The sequence below is a fragment of the Azospirillum brasilense genome (genome assembly GCF_008365405.1).
GTDB classification, from domain to species: Bacteria; Pseudomonadota; Alphaproteobacteria; order Azospirillales; family Azospirillaceae; genus Azospirillum; species Azospirillum brasilense_D.
In genome coordinates, this window is the sequence record NZ_QOKV01000013.1 from 65,541 (window position 1) to 84,062 (window position 18,522).

At 67.4% G+C, this 18,522-nt stretch carries 21 protein-coding genes and 1 riboswitch; of the genes, 13 read left to right on the plus strand and 8 right to left on the minus strand.

Annotated elements, in window-relative coordinates:
- Positions 1–60 precede the first annotated feature (60 nt).
- Entirely contained in the window at positions 61–1,182 is a 1,122-nt protein-coding gene (locus DS837_RS19390) for an ABC transporter substrate-binding protein (protein WP_149166271.1), read from the minus strand.
- 185 nt (positions 1,183–1,367) lie between these two features.
- On the opposite strand from DS837_RS19390, the gene DS837_RS19395 reads away from it, so the two are divergent.
- The 3 genes from DS837_RS19395 (at position 1,368) to DS837_RS19405 (ending at position 2,967) form a co-directional block, all read left to right on the plus strand.
- Positions 1,368–2,303, plus strand: a complete 936-nt coding sequence (locus DS837_RS19395; RefSeq protein WP_247890041.1) for a LysR family transcriptional regulator — start codon at positions 1,368–1,370, stop codon at positions 2,301–2,303.
- Between the two features lie 98 nt (positions 2,304–2,401).
- On the plus strand, positions 2,402–2,782 hold the full coding sequence (locus DS837_RS19400) for a hypothetical protein (RefSeq protein WP_149166272.1): 381 nt from the start codon (positions 2,402–2,404) through the stop codon (positions 2,780–2,782).
- Positions 2,779–2,967 (plus strand): helix-turn-helix transcriptional regulator, encoded by a 189-nt coding sequence (locus DS837_RS19405; protein ID WP_149166273.1) that lies wholly within the window; start codon positions 2,779–2,781, stop codon positions 2,965–2,967. The genes DS837_RS19400 and DS837_RS19405 overlap by 4 nt, the downstream gene beginning before the upstream one ends.
- A 29-nt stretch (positions 2,968–2,996) precedes the next feature.
- On the opposite strand, the gene cysE is transcribed toward DS837_RS19405, so the two are convergent.
- The 3 genes from cysE to DS837_RS33120 all read right to left on the minus strand — a co-directional run bounded on the left by cysE (position 2,997) and on the right by DS837_RS33120 (position 5,548).
- Positions 2,997–3,881 (minus strand): serine O-acetyltransferase, encoded by an 885-nt coding sequence (cysE, locus tag DS837_RS19410; protein WP_149166274.1) that lies wholly within the window; start codon positions 3,879–3,881, stop codon positions 2,997–2,999.
- A 193-nt stretch (positions 3,882–4,074) separates the two neighbouring features.
- Complete coding sequence (locus DS837_RS19415) at positions 4,075–4,998, minus strand: hypothetical protein (protein WP_149166275.1); 924 nt, start codon at positions 4,996–4,998, stop codon at positions 4,075–4,077.
- A 427-nt stretch (positions 4,999–5,425) separates the two neighbouring features.
- Positions 5,426–5,548 (minus strand): hypothetical protein, encoded by a 123-nt coding sequence (locus DS837_RS33120; RefSeq protein WP_282187580.1) that lies wholly within the window; start codon positions 5,546–5,548, stop codon positions 5,426–5,428.
- 327 nt (positions 5,549–5,875) lie between these two features.
- Here DS837_RS33120 and DS837_RS33125 point away from each other — a divergent pair, with 327 nt between their 5' ends.
- The 5 genes from DS837_RS33125 to DS837_RS19440 all read left to right on the plus strand — a co-directional run bounded on the left by DS837_RS33125 (position 5,876) and on the right by DS837_RS19440 (position 8,089).
- The gene (locus tag DS837_RS33125; protein ID WP_282187581.1) at positions 5,876–6,064 is read left to right on the plus strand and encodes an ATP-binding protein; all 189 of its coding nucleotides are present in this window, start codon (positions 5,876–5,878) and stop codon (positions 6,062–6,064) included.
- Positions 6,054–6,407, plus strand: coding sequence for a response regulator (locus tag DS837_RS19425; protein WP_149166276.1), 354 nt, complete (start codon positions 6,054–6,056; stop codon positions 6,405–6,407). The genes DS837_RS33125 and DS837_RS19425 overlap by 11 nt, the downstream gene beginning before the upstream one ends.
- 15 nt (positions 6,408–6,422) lie before the next feature.
- Entirely contained in the window at positions 6,423–6,692 is a 270-nt protein-coding gene (locus tag DS837_RS19430; RefSeq protein ID WP_247890042.1) for a sensor histidine kinase, read from the plus strand.
- Positions 6,693–6,850: 158 nt separating this feature from the next.
- Positions 6,851–7,225, plus strand: a complete 375-nt coding sequence (locus DS837_RS19435) for a hypothetical protein (RefSeq protein ID WP_149166278.1) — start codon at positions 6,851–6,853, stop codon at positions 7,223–7,225.
- Positions 7,226–7,351: 126 nt separating this feature from the next.
- Positions 7,352–8,089, plus strand: a complete 738-nt coding sequence (locus DS837_RS19440) for a superoxide dismutase (RefSeq protein ID WP_149166279.1) — start codon at positions 7,352–7,354, stop codon at positions 8,087–8,089.
- Between the two features lie 65 nt (positions 8,090–8,154).
- Here the strand turns inward: DS837_RS19440 and DS837_RS19445 are convergent, their stop codons facing one another.
- Positions 8,155–8,835 carry an energy-coupling factor ABC transporter permease gene (locus DS837_RS19445; protein ID WP_149166280.1) on the minus strand — a complete coding sequence of 227 codons (681 nt, stop codon included), beginning with the start codon at positions 8,833–8,835 and terminating at the stop codon, positions 8,155–8,157.
- Between the two features lie 174 nt (positions 8,836–9,009).
- A riboswitch (cobalamin riboswitch) is annotated at positions 9,010–9,248 on the minus strand.
- Positions 9,249–9,392: 144 nt separating this feature from the next.
- Between DS837_RS19445 and DS837_RS19450 the strand changes: the two genes are divergently transcribed.
- Together DS837_RS19450 and DS837_RS19460 are read left to right on the plus strand one after the other, a co-directional pair.
- Positions 9,393–11,321, plus strand: a complete 1,929-nt coding sequence (locus DS837_RS19450) for a glycosyltransferase family protein (RefSeq protein WP_149166281.1) — start codon at positions 9,393–9,395, stop codon at positions 11,319–11,321.
- Between the two features lie 207 nt (positions 11,322–11,528).
- Positions 11,529–12,680, plus strand: a complete 1,152-nt coding sequence (locus DS837_RS19460) for a glutathionylspermidine synthase family protein (RefSeq protein WP_149166282.1) — start codon at positions 11,529–11,531, stop codon at positions 12,678–12,680.
- Between the two features lie 82 nt (positions 12,681–12,762).
- On the opposite strand, the gene DS837_RS19465 is transcribed toward DS837_RS19460, so the two are convergent.
- The gene (locus DS837_RS19465; RefSeq protein ID WP_149166283.1) at positions 12,763–12,987 is read right to left on the minus strand and encodes a hypothetical protein; all 225 of its coding nucleotides are present in this window, start codon (positions 12,985–12,987) and stop codon (positions 12,763–12,765) included.
- 146 nt (positions 12,988–13,133) lie between these two features.
- On the minus strand, positions 13,134–13,796 hold the full coding sequence (gene phaR, locus DS837_RS19470) for a polyhydroxyalkanoate synthesis repressor PhaR (protein WP_149166284.1): 663 nt from the start codon (positions 13,794–13,796) through the stop codon (positions 13,134–13,136).
- Positions 13,797–14,281: 485 nt separating this feature from the next.
- On the opposite strand from phaR, the gene DS837_RS19475 reads away from it, so the two are divergent.
- The 3 genes from DS837_RS19475 (at position 14,282) to phbB (ending at position 17,644) form a co-directional block, all read left to right on the plus strand.
- Positions 14,282–15,535 (plus strand): alpha/beta fold hydrolase, encoded by a 1,254-nt coding sequence (locus tag DS837_RS19475; protein WP_211102329.1) that lies wholly within the window; start codon positions 14,282–14,284, stop codon positions 15,533–15,535.
- 112 nt (positions 15,536–15,647) lie between these two features.
- On the plus strand, positions 15,648–16,823 hold the full coding sequence (locus DS837_RS19480) for an acetyl-CoA C-acetyltransferase (RefSeq protein ID WP_149166285.1): 1,176 nt from the start codon (positions 15,648–15,650) through the stop codon (positions 16,821–16,823).
- 98 nt (positions 16,824–16,921) lie between these two features.
- Positions 16,922–17,644 (plus strand): acetoacetyl-CoA reductase, encoded by a 723-nt coding sequence (gene phbB, locus DS837_RS19485; RefSeq protein WP_119510469.1) that lies wholly within the window; start codon positions 16,922–16,924, stop codon positions 17,642–17,644.
- Positions 17,645–18,111: 467 nt separating this feature from the next.
- On the opposite strand, the gene DS837_RS19490 is transcribed toward phbB, so the two are convergent.
- On the minus strand, positions 18,112–18,519 hold the full coding sequence (locus DS837_RS19490; RefSeq protein ID WP_149166286.1) for a hypothetical protein: 408 nt from the start codon (positions 18,517–18,519) through the stop codon (positions 18,112–18,114).
- Positions 18,520–18,522 lie beyond the last annotated feature (3 nt).

Here is an 18,522-nt window from a genome sequence, read left to right on the forward strand (position 1 = left end):
CCCTCCCGCCGCAGTGCGGCGGGTCCCTCCCTCTCCCGGGACGGGAGAGGGTTTACACACTCACCCGACGATCATTTCCGTCCACTTCTGGTTCAGCCAGTCGGACTTGCTCGTGTAGAGGTCGTAGCGCGGGATGATCGGCGCGATGTCGGAGGACACGGCGGCGAACTCCTGATCCGTCAGGTCGGTCATCTTGCGGTCGATGGTCGGGGCGGTGCCGACCTTGCGCGACAGCAGGGCCTGAATCGACGGCTGGCACATGTAGTCCACGAAGACATGCGCGAGGTCGCCGGCCTTGGAGGCGCGGGTGACCGCCCAGCTTCCCGAATCGAGGATGCCGCCCTCCTTCGGGAAGGTCGAGCGCACCGGTTGCCCGTCCGCGGCGGCGAGGCCGGTCACGTCGTGGTAATACTGGCCCATCGGAATCTCGCCGGACTTCAGCGAGGCCTCGAACTGCGCCTCGTCGCGGTACCAGAGCTTCACGTTGGACTTCAGCTCCGCCAGCTTCTTGAAACAGTCGAGCTGCCCCTGCTCGCTGTCGAGATGCTTGGTGCCGCCGAAGAAGGTCGCCGCCGTGACCTCCAGCAGGAAGCTGTTGCTGACCAGCGCCAGCAGGCCGAGCTTGTCCTTGTTCGCCGGGTCCCACAGGGCCGCCCAGCTGTCCGGGGCCTGCGGGTAGCTCTTGGTGTTGGTGACCAGCGTGATGTACCAGGACACCGCGCCGATGCCGCTGACCTTGCCGTCCGGGTACTTGTTGATGAGGTGCGGGACGACCTTGGCGGCGTTGGGGATCTTCGACAGGTCGAAGGGCGCCCACAGCTCCGCCGAGGCTCCCTTCAGCATCGCCACCTGCGACATCATCGAGACGTCGGCGGGCGCCTGGCGGGCGCGGGCCGCCTGTTCGAGCTGGACCAGCCACGCCTCGCCGGTCGGCTCGGCGATGGCCTCCACCGTGATGCCGGTGGCCTTGGAGAATTCCGGGAAGATGTGCTTTTCGAAGGATTCCTTGAAGTAGCCGCCGTAGACGCCGACCTTCAGCGTCTTCGACTGGGCGCGGACGATGTTCGGAAAGCCGATGGCGGCCACCGTGGCCAGCGTGCCCGCTCCGGCCAGAACGGCGCGCCGGCTGATGCCGCCGGCCAAAGCGGCGTGAAGTCCCTGCTTACCCGTCGTCTCGTTCATGGATGCGACCTTTCCTTGCGGACGAGCTTATCTGTTCGTGAGGCCAGCATTGCAGCCTGCGATCATTAGACCCCCGGCGGCGTTGCCCGAAAATCAGAAAGTTTTGTATCTTACTTCGATCCGGGTCGAAGTATTGGGGGCGCCGGACCCGTCGGGTGGGGCAGGGGAGGGCGGGCGTCGTGGCGATGATTCAGCTGGAAACCGTGGATTTGCGCCTGCTGCGGTTGTTCATGACCATCGTCGAGGCCGGTGGATTCAGTGCGGCGCAGAGCGAACTGAACCTGTCGCTGTCCACCATCTCCACCCATTTCGCCGATTTGGAGACGCGCCTGGGCCTGCGGCTGTGCCGGCGGGGACGCTCGGGTTTCCAGCTCACTCCGGAAGGGCAGGCGGTCTATGACGAGGCGCGGCGCGTGTTCGACACGCTGGAGCGGTTCCGCGGGCGGGTGCGCGGGCTGCGCGAGCGGCTGACCGGCACGCTGGCGGTCGGGCTGGTCGACAACACGCTGACCGACCCGCGCGCCCCGCTGGAGCGCGTCTTTGCCCGCTTCACCGAGGCGGCGCCGGAGGTGTCGCTGATCATCAACGTGCGCCCGCCGAACGAGCTGCTGCGCGACGTCATCGGCGGGCAGTTGCAACTCGCCATCGCCAGCTTTCCGCGCATCGTGCCCAGCCTGTCCTACCAGGACCTCTACAACGAGACGATCCACTTCTGCGTGGCCGACGGGCACCCGCTGTTCACCCTGCCGGACGAGGCCATCGACCTGGACGAGATCCGCCGCTATCGGCTGGTCGCGCGCAGCTACTGGGGATCGCGCGACCTGAAGATCTTCGCCATATCGACGCCCAAGGCGACGGTCAGCGACATGGAGGGGGCGGCGCGGCTGATCCTGTCCGGCGCCTACGCCGGCTATCTGCCGGACCATTACGCAGCCCCCTACGTCAAGGCCGGGCGGCTGCGGGTGCTGCTGCCCAAGGTCCTGTCCTATCAGGCGCCGTTCCAGGTGGCCTTCGACGCCAACCGCTCCAAGAGCCCGGTGGTGGACCTGTTCATCGCGCTCACCCGCGAGGAGATGACCGCGCCGGAGTTTCGGAGCGCTCCCGTCGTCCGACCGGCCTGACCGTGGTTCGATGGTGCGAGATGTAAAGCAGCCTTGACAGTGCCGAGGCGTCGTATGTAAAGCTTCCTTGTCATTGGGCGGCATGGAAGGGGCGGGGGATGTTCAGCATCAAGCGCTACGGCGTCGAATTGTCCGGGGCTCTGGCTCTCTACGCGGCGCTTCTGCTCGGAGCCAACCTGGCGGAGCGCGTCCTTCAGCCGGAGGGCGGGGCGAAGCTGGCGCTCGCGCTCCTGCCGATCCTGGGCATGGCTGCGGTCGCCTGGGCCGTTTTGCGGGGGCTGTGGCGCATGGACGAACTCCAGCGCCGTATCCAGCTCGACGCGATCGCCCTGTCGTTCACGGGAACGGCGCTGGTGACCTTCGCCTGGGGTTTTGCGGAAAGTGCCGGCGCGCCGGAGCTGCGGGCGTTCCATGTCTGGCCGCTCATGGCGGTGCTGTGGGTTGCCGGGGTTCTGGTCGCCCAATGGCGCTATCGATGAAAAACGCTCTCAAGGACATCCGGACCACCCGCGGCTGGAGCCAGGGTGACTTGGCGGAACGCCTCCAAGTGTCCCGCCAGACCGTCAATTCCATCGAGAATGGGCGCTACGACCCCAGCCTTCCCTTGGCTTTTGCGATTGCGCGAACCTTCGATCGCAGGATCGAAGACATCTTCTTTCCCTGAGGATTCCCGGTGCGGAATCGCCCGGCCCGTCAAATGTGATACTCCGGCTCCGGCACCGTCTGGTCCATGGCGAGCGCCGGCACCGTGTCGCGGCACCAGCCGACGATCCGCGCCGGGACGCCGACCACGGTGGCGCAGGGCGGCACGTCCTTCAGCACCACGCTGCCGGCCCCGACCTTGGCGCGGCTGCCGATCTCGATGTTGCCGAGGATCTTGGCGCCGGCGGACAGCAGGACGCCGTCGCGCACCTTCGGATGGCGGTCGCCATGCTCCTTGCCGGTGCCGCCGAGCGTGACCTCCTGAAGAATCGACACGTCGTTGCCGACCACGGCGGTTTCGCCGATCACCACGCCGGTGCCGTGGTCGATGAAGACGCCGCGCCCGACCGGCACCGCCGGGTGGATGTCCACCGCGAACACCTCCGACACCCGGCTCTGCAGGAAATGGGCGAGGTCGCGCCGCTCGCGCCGCCACAGCCAATGGCCGATGCGGTGCCATTCCAGCGCGTGGAAGCCCTTGTAATAGAGGAAGGGCGTCAGACAGTTGTCGGCCGCCGGGTCGCGCGTGCAGATCGCCTGGAGGTCGGAGCAGGCTTCCTCCACGATGCAGGGCGCGTCGGCGACGGCCGAGCGCACGAGCATCGCGAGCTGGTCCGCGGAGATGTAGGAATCGCCCAGCTTGCGCGCCAGCAGGCTGCCCAGCGCCGACGGGAAATCGTGGTGCAGCAGGATGGCGGTGTCGATGAAGGGGCGCAGCCAAGGTTCCTTGACGACCACGCTTTCCGCCTCGGCGCGCAGCATCGCCCACATGCCGTCCACGCCGTCCAGAAGAGAGGTCTCCGGACGGTCCAGTTCCTTGAGGCCCTGTTCCTTGAGGCCCTGTTCCTTGAGGCAGGGGGCGACGATGTGGTTCATGGCGCAGATGTCCTGATGTTCCCGACCGGCCCGGTCGTCGGTCCGGTCATGGGTCCTTCAACAGGCCGGACCGAACCCTAGCACGCCGCTTTCCGGAAGGGGAGCCATGTCGTGGGAAATGAAGGATCACCACGAAATTTTACACATTTCTGTACTGTGAAAACGGCGCGCCTCATCCGTGCAGTGCGCGAGCTTACCACGTGATCACATAGTCGCCGGTGTACGGGCTGGACCCCACCTGCATGTTCTTGGTGCCGAACGCTTCCTGCAAGGCGGAGGCGTTGCCGTTCACCGTGATCCCCCTGGCGCTCCAACCATTGGAATCGTGGGTGACCGTGAACTCGCTCTTCGACTGCACGAGGTTCGAGTCATTCACAGCGTGTATTTTCATCGTTCCTTGTTGCGCGGCGGCGAGTTCGGCTTCGCGGCTGGCGATGATGTCTTCCCATCCATCCTCTTTTTTCAGGGAACCGGAGGCAAGCCCGCTTCTCATGCGGCTGATCTCATCCGGGTATGCTTCGAGAACCAGCTTCTTCCGGTCGGCCAGAGCCTGGTCCATCGTTTTCGGCATGCCGTCGTAAAGCCCCTGGAGAGACCTGACCGTGCCATAAATGTTCCTCTCCGCCTCGCTCAACTGGTTCAGCTGATCGTCATCGAGCGCAGGCAATTGGGAAAGCTGGCCGTCGCGAACCAGGGACCGGACCTGATCGTCCGCAACGGCTTTGGCGGCGTTCCGGAACACATCCGACTTCGCCCATTCCTTGACGGCGGCGATGCCGTCCGACGCCTGTCCCGATGCGCTCTGCTTGGACGGCGCGCCGCTGTCGGCCCATTGCGTCATGGCCAGAGGGTTCATGGAAGCCGGGATCATGGCCGCGGCGTTGCGGCCGCCCCCCGCCAGATGCGCCGCAAGTTGGCTCGCAACCGCGCGCTCCTGCTCTGCCTTCGCCATCAGCGCCTTGGCGCGATCGGACAATTCGACCTTGGAAGACGGGCTGGAACCGCTCGTGGCGGCGGTGTCGGCCTTCTTCACGAACACGTCCGTCGTCGTGTGAGGGATTGCACGAGAAGGCGGAAAGTTGCCCATCTGTGAACCGGGGGCGCTGATGGCACTCATGGTTCCCAAACCCTTTCCGTGGGGTTGCGGATTACTTAACAAATTACCGGAAAACGATCAAACAGCAAGAAATGATTCGTCGGAATGCGCGAAATTACTTCGTAATCAAATAATTTTCAATGCAGCGGTGGAGATTGAAGCGGCGGAATAGAAATCGAAGACCGTTTTTGACAGGGGCGGCCAGTCCCCTCTGGGCATCGCCGATCTGGAGCGACTGACGGTGACGGCCAAGGTGGACGAGGCCGACATCGACCGTTTGCGGGTCGGGCAAGCGGTGACGGAATGGCGCGGCGGGGAGGGGCTGGGTGGCGGCCAGGGGTTGGCGTCAGCCTGTCGCAGGGCGGCGGCGAGGGCCACCTCATCGCTTTTTGGTTGCTTGCCCTTGGCGGCGCGTTAGCATTCGGGCCTCCTCCCGACCTGGTTCGGATCAACCGCCCGCGATGTCCACATCCAGCGCCACGGTCACCCGCCGATCCCTGCTGATGCTGTTCGCCGGCGCGGTGGCGCTGTTGGGAATCGTCACGATGTCGGGGTGGCTGGCGGAAAGCACGGGGCACTATTCCCAGGCCGTCGGGCGGATGTCCGCAACGCGGGTTGCCGCGGGGACGCTTCTCAGCCAGCATCACCAAGCCAGCGAGTTGCGGTGCGTCATCGACATTGCCGGTTCCCTGCCCCCCGTCGTGTCCGACCGGCTTGCCCTGGGGCAGATTTTCGGAAACCTGATCGACAACGCGATCAAGTATCTCAATCTGGCCCGGCCCGGCCCGGCCCGGCCGGATCGAGATCCGAGGATACGCCGAGGCGAAACGTCTGATCTCCGAAGTCATCGACAACGGGCCGGGGGATCGCGCCGGGGGATCACGAGCGCATCTTCGAACTGTTCCGCCGCTCCGGCGTGCAGGACCGCCCCGGAGAGGGAATCGGGCTGGCCTACGTCCGGACCAGGGTGCGGCGTCTTGAGGGCGAGGTCACCGTCGACTCGATTCTTGGACAGGGCAGCGTCTTTCGCATAAGCCTTCCTGAAGATCCGACCCTGTCCTTGCAAAGACTGGCTGATGAAGCGTGACCCACTGGCGGCGTGCATTGTCATGATCGAGGACGAAGAAGGTCATGCCCGGCTGATCGAGAAGAACATCCGCCGGGGAGGGATGACCAATGAGATCATTCCCTTCACCAGCGGCACGACCGCGCTCACCTATCTGTTCGGACAAGACGGAACCGGCCGGGCGAGCGCGGGGCGGGCTCTTCTTATTCTGCTCGATTTGAATCTGCCGGACATGACGGGGGGCGACGTTCTGGCCAAGGTCAAAGCCAACCCGAACACGAAGCGCTTTCCCGTGGTGGTTCTGACGACCACGGACGACCGGCAGGAAGTCCAGCGTTGCTATGATCTCGGAGCCAGCGGCTAGGCGGTGTCCTTGGCGGTGATCGTCACCGAGCTGGTCACCAATGCCTGCAAATACGCCTATCCCGAAGGCCGGAGCGGCAGCATCCGTGTCCGCGCGGTGGCTGTCGAAGGCCAATTGTCGGTGAGCGTGGAGGATGATGGGGTCGGCTTTCCTGGTGGCGGCGCTCCGCAGGGGACCGGCTTCGGCACCCGCATCGTTCATGCCATGGCGTTCAACCTGGGAGCGACACTGCACCATGACCGCCAGCACACCGGCACACGGATGACGCTGACGATGCCGTTGTGATCGCTGCGCCACCATGCCGAGTCGCGATGTCCGGGCTTGTGGCCCTTGCCTCCCTGAGCGGGGGGTGGCGGGTTAATCCTTAGGGGCCTTTGCCGTGGCGGCGGTATCGGTCGGATGATGACTCACCCGATCGAACGAATCCCCGGAGTCTTTCCGCCATGCCGACATCGCCGCACGGATCGCCCGACCGCGGGCTGAAGCCATTCATCCTCGCCATTCATCGCGAAGCGCTGGAAACCGCCGCGGCAAAGGGGCTGACCGGCGCTCTGGCTCAGGTCGCCGCCCTCCAGGACACCGCCAGCCTCGCCTCGGCCAAGGCCGGACGCCTCGTCACGGAAGAGGAGGTGATGCGCTTGCTGCTTCGGGAGCGCCGCGCCCGCAAGATCCATGAGGCGGTGGGAACCGCACCGGTTGCTCCGGTCAGGAAGCCGGCGGCGGCACCCTCCCGATTCCGTCTGGGACGTTGGCGTGCGTTGGCGATGGGGGTGGCCCGGTCGGCATCCGCCGGCCTGGCGGGAAAGGTCCGGTTGTAAAATCAGGTGGCGAATGGTCCGCCGGCACCGAATGAGTACGCCCATTGCCCTGTTGAGTGAGTTGCGGGGCGCACTGAGGCTGTCGCTTCCCCGTTGTTCGGCACGAAACACACATTGGGAGGTCCCATGTCCGTTCGCCTGGATCGCCGCCAACTGCTGCTGTCCGCCGGAGCCGCCGCGCTGGTGCTGGCCGTGGCGCCGCGCTTCGTCCTGGCTCAAACTCCGGGCGGTAAGGGCTTCACGCTGCCGCCGCTCCCCTACGCGCCCGCCGCGCTGGAGCCGCACATCGACGCGACGACCATGGGCGTGCATCACGGCAAGCACCATCAGGCCTATGTGGACAACCTCAACAAGGCGCTTGCCAATCACGGCGACCTTCAGTCGATGCCGCTGGCCGACCTGCTGAAGCGGGTGCCGGAGCTGCCGGAAAGCATCCGCACCGCGGTGCGCAACAACGGCGGCGGGCACGCGAACCACAGCATGTTCTGGAGCATCATGGGGCCGAACGCCGGCGGCGCCCCGGACGGCGAGGTGGGTGCTGCCATCACGCGCGACTTCGGCAGCTTCGACGATTTCAAGAGCCGCTTCAACACGGCGGGCGCCGGGCAGTTCGGCAGCGGCTGGGTCTTCGTCACCGCCGACCCGTCGTCGGGCAAGCTCGCCATCGCCGCCCGCCCGAACCAGGATTCGCCGGCCATGGAAGGGGTGCCCGTGCTGATGGGCAACGACGTGTGGGAGCACGCCTATTACCTGAAGTATCAGAACCGGCGCGCCGACTATCTGGCGGCCTGGTGGAACGTCGTCGATTGGGGCGCGGTGAACCGCCGCTACGCGGCGATCCGCAAGGGCGAGCTGGTGATCTGAACGGAAAAGGGCGGCGGGGATGTCCCCGCCGCCCTTCCTGTGAACCGTCTGGTCCGGAGGCCCGGTCAGGCGCCCTGATGCAGGCGGATGTTGAACAGCGGGCCCTGGCTCTGGCGGCGCAGCGCCTTGGCGACGGCCAGCACGGCGAGGTCGGCCAGCGGCTCGACGATGATGACGGTCATGTAGGCGGCGCTGAAGGAGGCGACTTCCGTCATGGTCTCGGCGGTGAAGCCGTGGCCATAGAAGGCCCAGAAGGCCACCCAGGCGACGATGCCGCCCTGGTAGGCGGTGGAGAGCGCCAGCGCCTGCGAATACTTCAGGTCGACATAGGGGGTGGCGTCGGGAACGATCCGCTTCGCCAGCAGGCTGATGCCCCACAGCGGGACCAGCAGAGTGGTGACGTTCATGCCGTACTGCGGCAGGTCGAACGGCGCAAAGAACAGGCCCTGGATCAGCAGGCCGGCGGCGAGGCCGATGGAGGCCGCACCGGCACCGAACAGCAGGAGCAGCGTCGATCCGAGGATCAGGTGAACCTCCGACACGCCCACGGGGTGGTGCGGGAACACCTCGAAGAAGCTGAAGACCAGCGCGGTGGCGATCAGGCTGCGCAGCACCAGCGGCGCGACCCCGCCGTTGTTGCGGACGTCGTTGTGCGCCAGCTTTCCGGCCATCGCGAAGCCGCCGGCGGCCGTCGCGTAGCTGAGAGCGATCTTGGCGCCGTCGACGACGCCGGGTTCGATGTGCATGCTCTATGCCCTTTCCGAGTCTGCCATGCGTTTGGAGGGGCGTCGTTGCTGGCAGGCACCGGCATCGCAACCCCCTTGGTCCCCTGGATGGGCGCACCGGAGGGACGGCTTGCGGAAGACGGGCGGCCGTCGGGCCGGACATCGGCAAGCGACCACCGGGGCACCCCGCCCGAGGACGTTCGTTCGGTTACGGCAGGTCTCCTGGCTTGCGGGTCAAGGCGGCATCGTCCGGCCTTCCCGGCGCCCGTTCCCGCAGGCGGCGCCAGTGACACGGAAAGGACGATGCCGCTCACCGCTCACAGTTGCGGGGGCAGCGCCGGATTTGCCGTTTCTCCCCGATCGGGGCGGTTCACCGGCTTCCCTCTTAGCCCCGCGACCGGATGGCGCGGGGAACCATAACCGGCGCCAGGGTAGGGGCGGGGTCCCCCGTCGTCAAGAGGGGGATGGCAACCCATCGGAGGAGTCGCACGGCTTCCTTGACACCGCTCCTGCGGAACCGACAAGGTCCGGCGGACTGCGCGAGGCCGGATCAACGGGCGAAGGACGGGGTTGCGGGCATGCTACCGGTTCATTTCCTGACCATCGTGCTGAACGGCGATCCCTTCATCCGCTATCACCTGGAGGTGTTTCGCCAACTGCCCTTTCCCTGGCGCTGGCACATCGTGGAGGGGGTGGCGGAGCAGGTCCGCGATTCCTCCTGGTGCGCGCAACGGGGCGGGCGCGTCCCGCAGGACCTTCACCGCGACGGCCGCAGCAGCGACGGAACCTCGGAATATCTGGACCGCATCGCCGCGGAGGAGCCCGGGCGCGTGTCGGTCTACCGCAAGCCGTCCGGTGCCTTCTGGCAGGGCAAGGTGGAGATGGTGACCGCGCCGCTGGCTGCCATGACGGAGGACTGCCTGCTCTGGCAGGTCGATGCGGACGAACTGTGGACGGCGGAGCAGATCGCCCGTGCGCGCCAGATGTTCCTTGATTCGCCATCGCGCACGGCGGCGCTGTACCTCTGTCAGTTCTTTGTCGGCCCATCCCTGGTCCTCGACAAGGTGGACCATTACGGCAATTACCGCGCCTACGAATGGCTGCGGACCTGGCGGTATCGGCCGGGGGATTTTTGGCACTCGCACGTTCCGCCCCGACTGATGCGCCCGCAGCCCGATGGGCCGGACCTCGAACTCGGCGCGGCCAACCCCTTCCTTCACGAGGAAACGGCGGCGGGCGGGCTGGTTTTCCAGCATTTCGCCTACGCCACGCGGGAGCAGGTCGCGTTCAAGGAGGTTTATTACGGCTACGACGGCGCGGTCCGTCGGTGGGACGCGTTGCAGGTCGCGGGTCGAGCGGTCGGCAGCGGCACCCTTCCGCTGCGCGATTTCTTCCCCTGGGTGACCGACGCGGCGACCGTCGCCCGCGCCGAGCACGCCATGGTGGAGCCGCTGGCGCGCCCGGACGCCGACGAAGCCTGGGGTTTCGTGCCGCCGGCGCGGGGCGCCTCGACGGCGCCGGCGGTGGCGCTGCTGCGGGGCTCGGGCCCGGCCGTCCGCCGCCGCACGCTCGTCCCCGGCGAACCGCCGCCCTTCCCGACCGACCTGCTCCGAAGCGTCGGCGTGTTCCTGCTGGACGGCATGGGTGCCGTGCTGCGGGCGTCCGGCTTCCTGAGAGAATTGCGGCGGGCCTTGCCGCTCGCCCGGATCACCGCCTTCGCGACGCCGGACGCGGAGGCGGCGCTCGCCCTCTGCCCCTACGTCAACCAGCGGGTCAACCTGCCGCCGCTGAAGGGACGGGCGCCCGACGACGCGCTGGTGACCGCCGTGCGCCAGGAGATCGGCCAGCAGTTCAGCGGCGCCTTCGACCTGACGATCAATCCCGGCCGGGGTGAGGATACCAGCTTCGCCAACCGCCTGATGCAGGATACGGGGGCGCCGCTCCGCCTCGGTTGCAGGGTCGGCCGGCCGGTGCGCGGCTATTACGCCGACGCCTTCCTGACCCACGTCGCGCCGGCTCCCGCCGGCCTGCTGGGGGCACTGACCGCCAGGGAGCCTGACCCCGCCACGGAGGTCTGGACCTCCCCTGCGGGCGAGCGGGTCGCCGTCGCGCTTCTGGCCGAGGGCGTTCCGGCGCGCTGGCGCTGCGCGGTCGGCCTGTCCGCGTCCGTCGGCACCGGCAGCCTGTCGGAGCTGTGCCGCCGCCTTGCCGCGCGCGGCGACACCGCCATGATCCTGGTCGGCGAGGAGGCCGCCAGGGGAGCCGCGGCACGCATCGCCGGGGAGGCGGGGGGCGCCTGCGTGAACGCGGTCGGGCGGCTGGGTTTCGACGGGCTGTGCGCCCTGCTGCGGCGCTGCGACCTGTTCGTCGGGACCGGCGCCCCGGCGGAGGACATCGCCGTCGCGGCCGGGCTTCCCATGGTGGGAACCGGCCCGGAGCACGGCGATCCGACCGCCGGGGCGATGGAGAGCGCCATTACGGCTTGGCTGGCCGGCCGCACGTACTGACAAGCGTTCCCACCCGGCCTGTGAGATCCGAGAGGGGAAGCGTGGAAAAACGGAGGGACGGGCGCGCAAGGCGCTTGTGTTGGCGCGTTTGCGCCGCAATGATCCGCCCCCACCAAATCCCGGACGGCCGCAAGCGGCGCGCCGCAGCGGGGCAAAACCATGGATTGAATCCGGCGGCCCGGTAAGCACACGATGCGCAGAGCAGTCATGAAACCCCGTGCGGATTGGCGTCCGGGGCTCCGCAAATACCCCTATGGCGTCCGCGCGATGAGCGCCGGCGCCTTCTGGCGCGAGGATGTGCGGTATGAGTTCTCCGCCCATCAGATCGACCTGATCGAAAGCGTCGCCGACGAGCTGCACACCATGCTGCGCGAGGCGTTGCGCGCGACGATGGACGGGCGGGCGCTGGCCCGGCTGGGGGTCCGCGGCGGGGTGGCGCGGCTGCTGGAAGCCTCCTGGAACGATTATTGGGCGGCGGGCCGGCTGAACGAGCGGGCCGGCGCGCTGATCGGGCGGCTGACGCTGGCCTATGACGGGCGCGATTCGGTCAAGCTGCTGGCCTGCAACTACGACACGCCGGAGGGGCTGTTCGCCGCCTCGATCATCCAGCGCAACTGGCGCGAGGCCCTGATGGGCGACGCCAACCAGTTCAACGGCCTGCACGAAGGGATTGTGGAGCGCTGGGAGGAACTGGCGGCGGGCATGCCGGGCCGCCAACTCGTCCATCTCGCCTGCGCCACCCCCGACCCGATGCGCGAGAGCGAACTGGTCTATCTGGCCGCCACCGCGGCGGAGGCCGGCATCGCCACGCATCTGCTGCCATTGCAAAGTCTGGGATGGGACGGCCAGCGCTTCATCGACGACGAGGGGCGGGCGGCCTCCTGGCTGACGAAGATCTACCCCTGGCAGGGGCTGGCCGACGACGCCTTCCTGCAGAAGTTGCGGACGGGCGGCATGAGCATGCTATCGCCGCTGTGGTGCTGGCCGATGTCGAACCATGGTCTGCTGGCGACGCTCTGGTCGCTCTACCCGCGCCACCCGAACCTGTGCCGCGCCGCGCTCGACCCCCAGGAACTGGAGGGCTGCGACGCCGTGACGGAGCGCAGCCTGTTCGGGCTGGACGACGCGGCCCAGCGCATGACGGCTCATGGCCGCACCGTCTCGGACACCGGCAGCGCCGAGTATCCGGGGGGGCGGGTCTGGCTGGAAACCCCGCCGATCTTCGAGGAGGAGGGCGTCCACGCGCTCCTGCACTGTTGGATCATCGGGGACAAGTGCCTGGGCATGTCGATCCGCGAATCGGCGGACCCTCGGGTCGGCTCCGATGCGGCGATGGTGCCGCACATCTTTCGCGGCTGACACGCTTTCCTAGGGCGGGAGGAGCCCGCCCCGTCCGAAGGAGGGCGGGGCGGGCGCTTCGGCGGCGATCAACCGACAGGCCTCAGCGGCTGCGGCCCGGCGCGAAGGGGTTGGGCAGTGGTGAGCCGAACGCCGCCCGGCGGGCGTCTCGCCACGCAACGTCGTTGCCGACGCCGCTGTGGGTGCTGGACACCGACACCACCTGACTCTGGTGGCGCAGCCAGCCGCGCAGCTTCTCTTCGAACCGCTGGGCGTCCTGAGCGTCCGCAACCTCCAGTTCCATCGTCATCTGCAACTCGGTCTTCATGGCGTTCCTCCTCTGGACCGTTCCGTTGAACAAACAGCCGGGCGTGCCACTGGTGCCGAAAAAACAGAAAAGGGCGGGGAACTTTCCCCGCCCCGCGCCGCAGAGCCATCACCGTGACGGCCATACAATGCGATGGACGCTGCGGCTCATTTCCCTTCGGGCTTCGCCGGGCGGGCCGGCTTGGCGATGCTGGCGATCTGCTTTTGCAGGTCGTCGATCTGCTTCTGAAGCTCTTCATAGGTGTGGATGGCCGCTGCCGAGCCGGTCGGCGGAGCCGCGGACGGGCCGGGGGCCTGGGGGCGGGGCGGGGGGGCGGGGAATTCGCCCGGCTGCCCATCCTCGGCGCCGCCGAAGGGCGAGAACATGCGCATGGCCCGCTCGAACATCGCCATGTTCTGCTTGCCGACCTCCTCCAGCCGGCCGAAGGGGAACATGCCGCCCAGCGTGTTCTGGAAATAGTCGCGCATCTGCTCCTGGTTGCGCGAGAAGGACTGCATCGAATATTCGAGGTAGCGCGGCACCATCCACTGCATGTTGTCGCCGTAGAAACCGATGAGCTGGCGCAGGAAGCTGATCGGCAGCAGGTTCTGGCCCTTGCTCTCCTCCTCCACGATGATCTGCGTCAGGACCGAACGGGTAATGTCCTCTCCGGTCTTCGCGTCATAGACCACAAAGTCGAGCCCGTCCTTGACCATCTGACAGAGATGGTCGAGCGTCACGTAGCTGCTGGTCGCCGTGTTGTAGAGCCGCCGGTTGGCGTACTTCTTGATCGTGATCGTCGCGGACTTCTGGTCTTCCTTGTCGGCCATCGCTGTTTCTTTCAAGAAGGGTCGTGCGGCGGGTATGTTCCAGATATAAGGACTACTCGAAGGAATGCACCCTGTCCAGTGCTGTGCCGCAGCGCTGCGACCGCAGGTGGACGGCGCCCGGGTAATTCGGGATTTGCGGCATTTTCGATCGGTCCTTCGCGGCTCTGGTCAAGCGCACCGCCTCCCCCATATACTCCCGGCCATGGCCGAATCGTCCGAATCCGACACCCCGTCCCTGGAAACGCTCGCGCAACGGTACCTCGACCTGTGGCAGGAACAATGGGCGGCCTGCGCCGCCGATCCCGAGATGGCCGATGCCGCCGCCCGCCTGTTCCAGATGATGGCGCAGGGCGCCGCGGCGATGGCGCCCTTCGTCCTGGGGCCGGGCGGCTTCGCCTACACCAGCCCGCCGGGCACCGGCTGGAATCCCACGCCAGCCCCGTTCCAGCCGGCCTCATCCCAGCCGTCCTCCGAGGGAGAGCCGCGTGACCGGGGACAACGCCACGATGCCCCCACCCCCGCAACCCAGCCCACGGCTGGGGCCGCGGCCCCTGGCGCTGCATCTGGCGACGGTGGCGGCGACACTGCTCAGCTCCTCCGCCGCATTACCGCACTTGAGGAACGGCTCGCTGCCATGGAAGCCGCATCTGCGGGAGCGGGCGGAGGACCTGCGCCGACGGATCGCCGCAACCGACGCGGACGCGTTCGCCCAGACGGTTGACCGGGCGGTCCGCCGCCAACTCGACCTCGCCCTGACGGGCATTGAGCGCTACCGCCGCCACCCCTACCGCCGTGACCTTCCCGACCCGCCGGTGCTGTGGACGGAAGGGACGTCCCGGCTGCTCGACTACGGCGCCCTCGGCCCGGCGACGGGCGCGCCGGTCCTCTTCGTGCCGTCGCTGGTCAATCGCCATTACATCCTCGACCTGTCGGCGCGCAAAAGCCTGATGCGCTGGCTGGTCGCGCAGGGGCTGCGTCCCTTCCTGATCGACTGGGGCACGCCCGGCCCGCTGGAGCGGCGCTACAGCCTGACCGACTACATCGCCGGGCGGCTGGAGCGGGCGCTCGCCGCGGTGGTGGAGGCGGTGGGCCGCCCGGTTCCGGTGGTCGGCTATTGCATGGGCGGGCTGCTCGCCACCGCGCTGGCGCAGCGCCGCCCGAAGGAGGTCGCGGCACTCGGCCTGCTGGCCACGCCCTGGGACTTCCACGCGGAGGACGCCGGCATGGCCCGCCGCGCCGCGAGCTTTTTCCAGCCCTTCGGCCCGCTGCTCGACGCCTGGGGGGAACTGCCGGTGGACGTTCTCCAGGGGCTGTTCGCCCAGCTCGACCCGCTGCTGGCGCTGAAGAAGTTCTCGCAGTTCGCCCGTATGGAGCCGGACAGCCGCGCCGCGCTCGCCTTCGTGTCGCTGGAGGACTGGCTGAACGACGGGGTGCCGCTGGTCGCCGGGGTGGCGCGCGACACGCTGGCCGGCTGGTACGGGCGCAACGACACGGCGCGTGGCGAATGGCTGGTCGCCGGCCAGCCGGTGGAGCCGGAGCGGTTGCGCATGCCCGTTTTGGCGCTGATCCCGGAGCGCGACCGCATCGTTCCGCCCGCGTCCGCGGTGGCCTTGGCAAGATCAATCGGCAGCGCGCAAATGATCAGGCCGCCGCTTGGTCATATTGGCATGGTGGTCAGCGCCGGAGCCGAAACAGGCGTCTGGCGTCCCCTGGCCGAATGGCTTAGTGCGGCAGGATAACCGCAGCCTGTCAGGTGTCTTGCATTGCGAGAAATCCGCGCATAAGGTTTTTCTCACTCCGTGCGGCACCCTGTCACGATAATAAAACTGACAAAATCTGAGGAGCGTCAACATGACCGAGGTTGTGATCGCCAGCGCAGCGCGTACTCCCATCGGCAGCTTCAACGGGGCGCTCAGCGCCGTACCGGCCCATTACCTGGGTGAGATTGCCATCCGCGAAGCGCTGAGCCGCGCCAAGACCGACGCCGCGGAGGTGACCGAGGTCATCCTGGGCCAGATCCTGACCGCCGGCCAGGGCCAGAACCCGGCCCGCCAGGCCGCCGTCAACGCCGGCATCCCGGCCTCCGCCACCGCCTTCGGCATCAACCAGCTCTGCGGCTCGGGCCTGCGCTCGGTCGCGCTCGGCTATCAGGCGATCCGCAACGGCGACGCCGAGGTCATGGTCGTCGGCGGCCAGGAGAGCATGAGCCAGGCCCCGCACGTCATGCATCTGCGCAACGGCGTGAAGATGGGCGCCGCCGAGATGCTCGACACCATGCTGAAGGACGGCCTGATGGACGCCTTCAAGGGCTACCACATGGGCACGACGGCCGAGAACGTCGCCCAGAAGTGGCAGCTGACCCGCGACGAGCAGGACGCCTTCGCCGCCGCCTCGCAGCAGAAGGCCGAGGCCGCCCAGAAGTCCGGCCGCTTCAAGGACGAGATCATCCCGGTTACCATCAAGGGCCGCAAGGGCGACATCATCGTCGCCGACGACGAGTATCCGAAGCACGGCACCACGGCGGAATCGCTGGCCAAGCTGCGCCCGGCCTTCTCCAAGGACGGCACGGTGACCGCCGGCAACGCCTCGGGCATCAACGACGGCGCCGCCGCGCTGGTCCTGATGACCGCCGAGAACGCCGCCCGCCGCGGCCTGACCCCGCTGGCCCGCATCGTCTCCTGGGCGACCGCCGGCGTCGATCCGGCGATCATGGGCACCGGCCCGATCCCGGCGTCCCGCCTCGCGCTGGAGAAGGCCGGCTGGAAGCACGAGGACCTCGACCTGATCGAGGCGAACGAGGCCTTCGCCGCGCAGGCCCTGGCCGTCAACAAGGACCTTGGCTGGGACACCTCCAAGGTCAACGTCAACGGCGGCGCCATCGCGCTCGGCCACCCGGTCGGCGCGTCCGGCGCCCGCGTCCTGACCACCCTGCTCTATGAGATGCAGAAGCGCGACGCCAAGAAGGGCCTCGCCACCTTGTGCATCGGCGGCGGCATGGGCATCGCCCTTACCGTCGAGCGGGGCTGATGAAAAGCGGGCCGTTCCCTCCGGGGTGCGGCCCGCTTCGTATGTGCGCCTACAGAAACCGATAAAGAATCCAACATCAAGCTTTGGGGGAGGAGCCAATGGCTCGAGTTGCAGTCGTCACGGGCGGAACGCGCGGTATCGGCGAAGCCATCTCCGTCGCGTTGAAGAACGCCGGCTATGTCGTCGCCGCCAACTACGCCGGCAATGATGAAAAGGCGAAGGAATTCTCGGCCCGCACGGGCATCGCGGTCTACAAGTTCGACGTGTCGGACTTCGACGCCGTGAAGGATGGCATCGCGAAGATCACCGCCGAACTCGGGCCGGTGGACGTGGTGGTGAACAACGCGGGCATCACCCGCGATGGCGTGATCCACCGCATGACTCCGCAGCAGTGGAACGACGTCATCGCGACGAACCTCACCTCCTGCTTCAACCTCTGCCGCAACGTCATCGACGGCATGCGCGAGCGCGGCTTCGGCCGCATCGTCAACATCGGTTCGGTGAACGGCCAGGCCGGCCAGTACGGTCAGGTGAACTACGCCGCCGCCAAGTCGGGCATCCACGGCTTCACCAAGGCGCTGGCGCAGGAGGGCGCGGCCAAGGGCGTCACCGTCAACGCCATCGCGCCGGGCTACATCGACACCGACATGGTGCGCGCGGTGCCGCCCAACGTGCTGGAGAAGATCGTCGCCCGCATTCCGGTCGGCCGTCTCGGCAAGGCCGAGGAGATCGCCCGCGGCGTGCTGTTCCTGGTCGGCGACGACGCCGGCTTCATCACCGGCTCGACCCTGTCGATCAACGGCGGTCAGCACATGTATTGATCGGCCGGTGCGATGACTCCTGGGTCTGCGGACCCGTTTGAAGCGACACGAAGCCTTCGCCCCTCTCCCGCACCCGCGGGGGAGGGGTTTTTCTTTGGGTCGCCGAGGAAATGAGGGGCGGCGTGGGAAGCCGAAAAAGCGAAACCCCCGCGCGGGGGGCGGGGGTTTCAGCGGTTGTGCCAGGACATCCGCAATGGTTGAGCCGTCTCAACGGCAATGTTCAGAAATGTGTGGCCGAACAGGTCGGCTTCCTCAAGTAAGCGCAGGTGGACTCATGACAATCACACCCTCCTGACTACGGGAACATTTGCTGTGATGAGAAGCTGGCAACTTGGCCAACTTGATGCGGTGTCCACCGCGTCTTCACCTCAACCAGTGTTGCTCTGAGGAATAGCCTGCTCCTCCTTGCGGGGGTTGTCAATAGCCGAACTGTGGTCCCGTTACCGCTTGATGACGGGTTTTTGACGTCACTTGAATTGGAAGCCGACCGGGCGCTTGTCGTCCAGTGAGACCACCGCGCAACCGCCCAGCGCCGGACCCACCGACAGCTCGCCGTAGGCGGTGACCGCTCCCTCCTCTTTCAGGCGTCCGACGAAGCCGCCGCCATCGCTGCGGGCGACCCAGGCGAAGGGGATCCAGGTCTGGCGCACCGGCTGGCCACCGGCGCGGACCACCGCGGTGAAGGCCTCGGCGGTCGGGGTGCCCGGCGGGAAGACGGCCAGCACCGTGCCGCCATCCTCCTCGTTCAAGGCCGCCTGGGTCAGCGCCACCCCCGTCACCACCGCCCAGACGACCAGAGCCAGGGCGCCGAGCGCCAGCGCGAAGCCATGGCCGAAGCTGGGAGGAGAGGTGGGCGCGGGCGCCGGTTTGGTCATGGC

Excerpts from the sequence above, each read along its gene's own strand:
- DS837_RS19435 (WP_149166278.1), top strand. The coding sequence starts at position 6,851 with ATGCCGACATCGCCGCACGGATCGCCCGACCGCGGGCTGAAGCCATTC.
- DS837_RS19400 (WP_149166272.1), top strand. The coding sequence starts at position 2,402 with ATGTTCAGCATCAAGCGCTACGGCGTCGAATTGTCCGGGGCTCTGGCT.
- DS837_RS19415 (WP_149166275.1), bottom strand. The coding sequence starts at position 4,998 with ATGAGTGCCATCAGCGCCCCCGGTTCACAGATGGGCAACTTTCCGCCT.
- DS837_RS19405 (WP_149166273.1), top strand. The coding sequence starts at position 2,779 with ATGAAAAACGCTCTCAAGGACATCCGGACCACCCGCGGCTGGAGCCAG.
- DS837_RS19450 (WP_149166281.1), top strand. The coding sequence starts at position 9,393 with ATGCTACCGGTTCATTTCCTGACCATCGTGCTGAACGGCGATCCCTTC.
- DS837_RS19425 (WP_149166276.1), top strand. The coding sequence starts at position 6,054 with ATGAAGCGTGACCCACTGGCGGCGTGCATTGTCATGATCGAGGACGAA.
- DS837_RS19460 (WP_149166282.1), top strand. The coding sequence starts at position 11,529 with ATGAAACCCCGTGCGGATTGGCGTCCGGGGCTCCGCAAATACCCCTAT.
- phaR (WP_149166284.1), bottom strand. The coding sequence starts at position 13,796 with ATGGCCGACAAGGAAGACCAGAAGTCCGCGACGATCACGATCAAGAAG.
- DS837_RS19445 (WP_149166280.1), bottom strand. The coding sequence starts at position 8,835 with ATGCACATCGAACCCGGCGTCGTCGACGGCGCCAAGATCGCTCTCAGC.
- phbB (WP_119510469.1), top strand. The coding sequence starts at position 16,922 with ATGGCTCGAGTTGCAGTCGTCACGGGCGGAACGCGCGGTATCGGCGAA.
- cysE (WP_149166274.1), bottom strand. The coding sequence starts at position 3,881 with ATGAACCACATCGTCGCCCCCTGCCTCAAGGAACAGGGCCTCAAGGAA.
- DS837_RS19490 (WP_149166286.1), bottom strand. The coding sequence starts at position 18,519 with ATGACCAAACCGGCGCCCGCGCCCACCTCTCCTCCCAGCTTCGGCCAT.
- DS837_RS19465 (WP_149166283.1), bottom strand. The coding sequence starts at position 12,987 with ATGAAGACCGAGTTGCAGATGACGATGGAACTGGAGGTTGCGGACGCT.
- DS837_RS19480 (WP_149166285.1), top strand. The coding sequence starts at position 15,648 with ATGACCGAGGTTGTGATCGCCAGCGCAGCGCGTACTCCCATCGGCAGC.
- DS837_RS19440 (WP_149166279.1), top strand. The coding sequence starts at position 7,352 with ATGTCCGTTCGCCTGGATCGCCGCCAACTGCTGCTGTCCGCCGGAGCC.
- DS837_RS19395 (WP_247890041.1), top strand. The coding sequence starts at position 1,368 with ATGATTCAGCTGGAAACCGTGGATTTGCGCCTGCTGCGGTTGTTCATG.
- DS837_RS19390 (WP_149166271.1), bottom strand. The coding sequence starts at position 1,182 with ATGAACGAGACGACGGGTAAGCAGGGACTTCACGCCGCTTTGGCCGGC.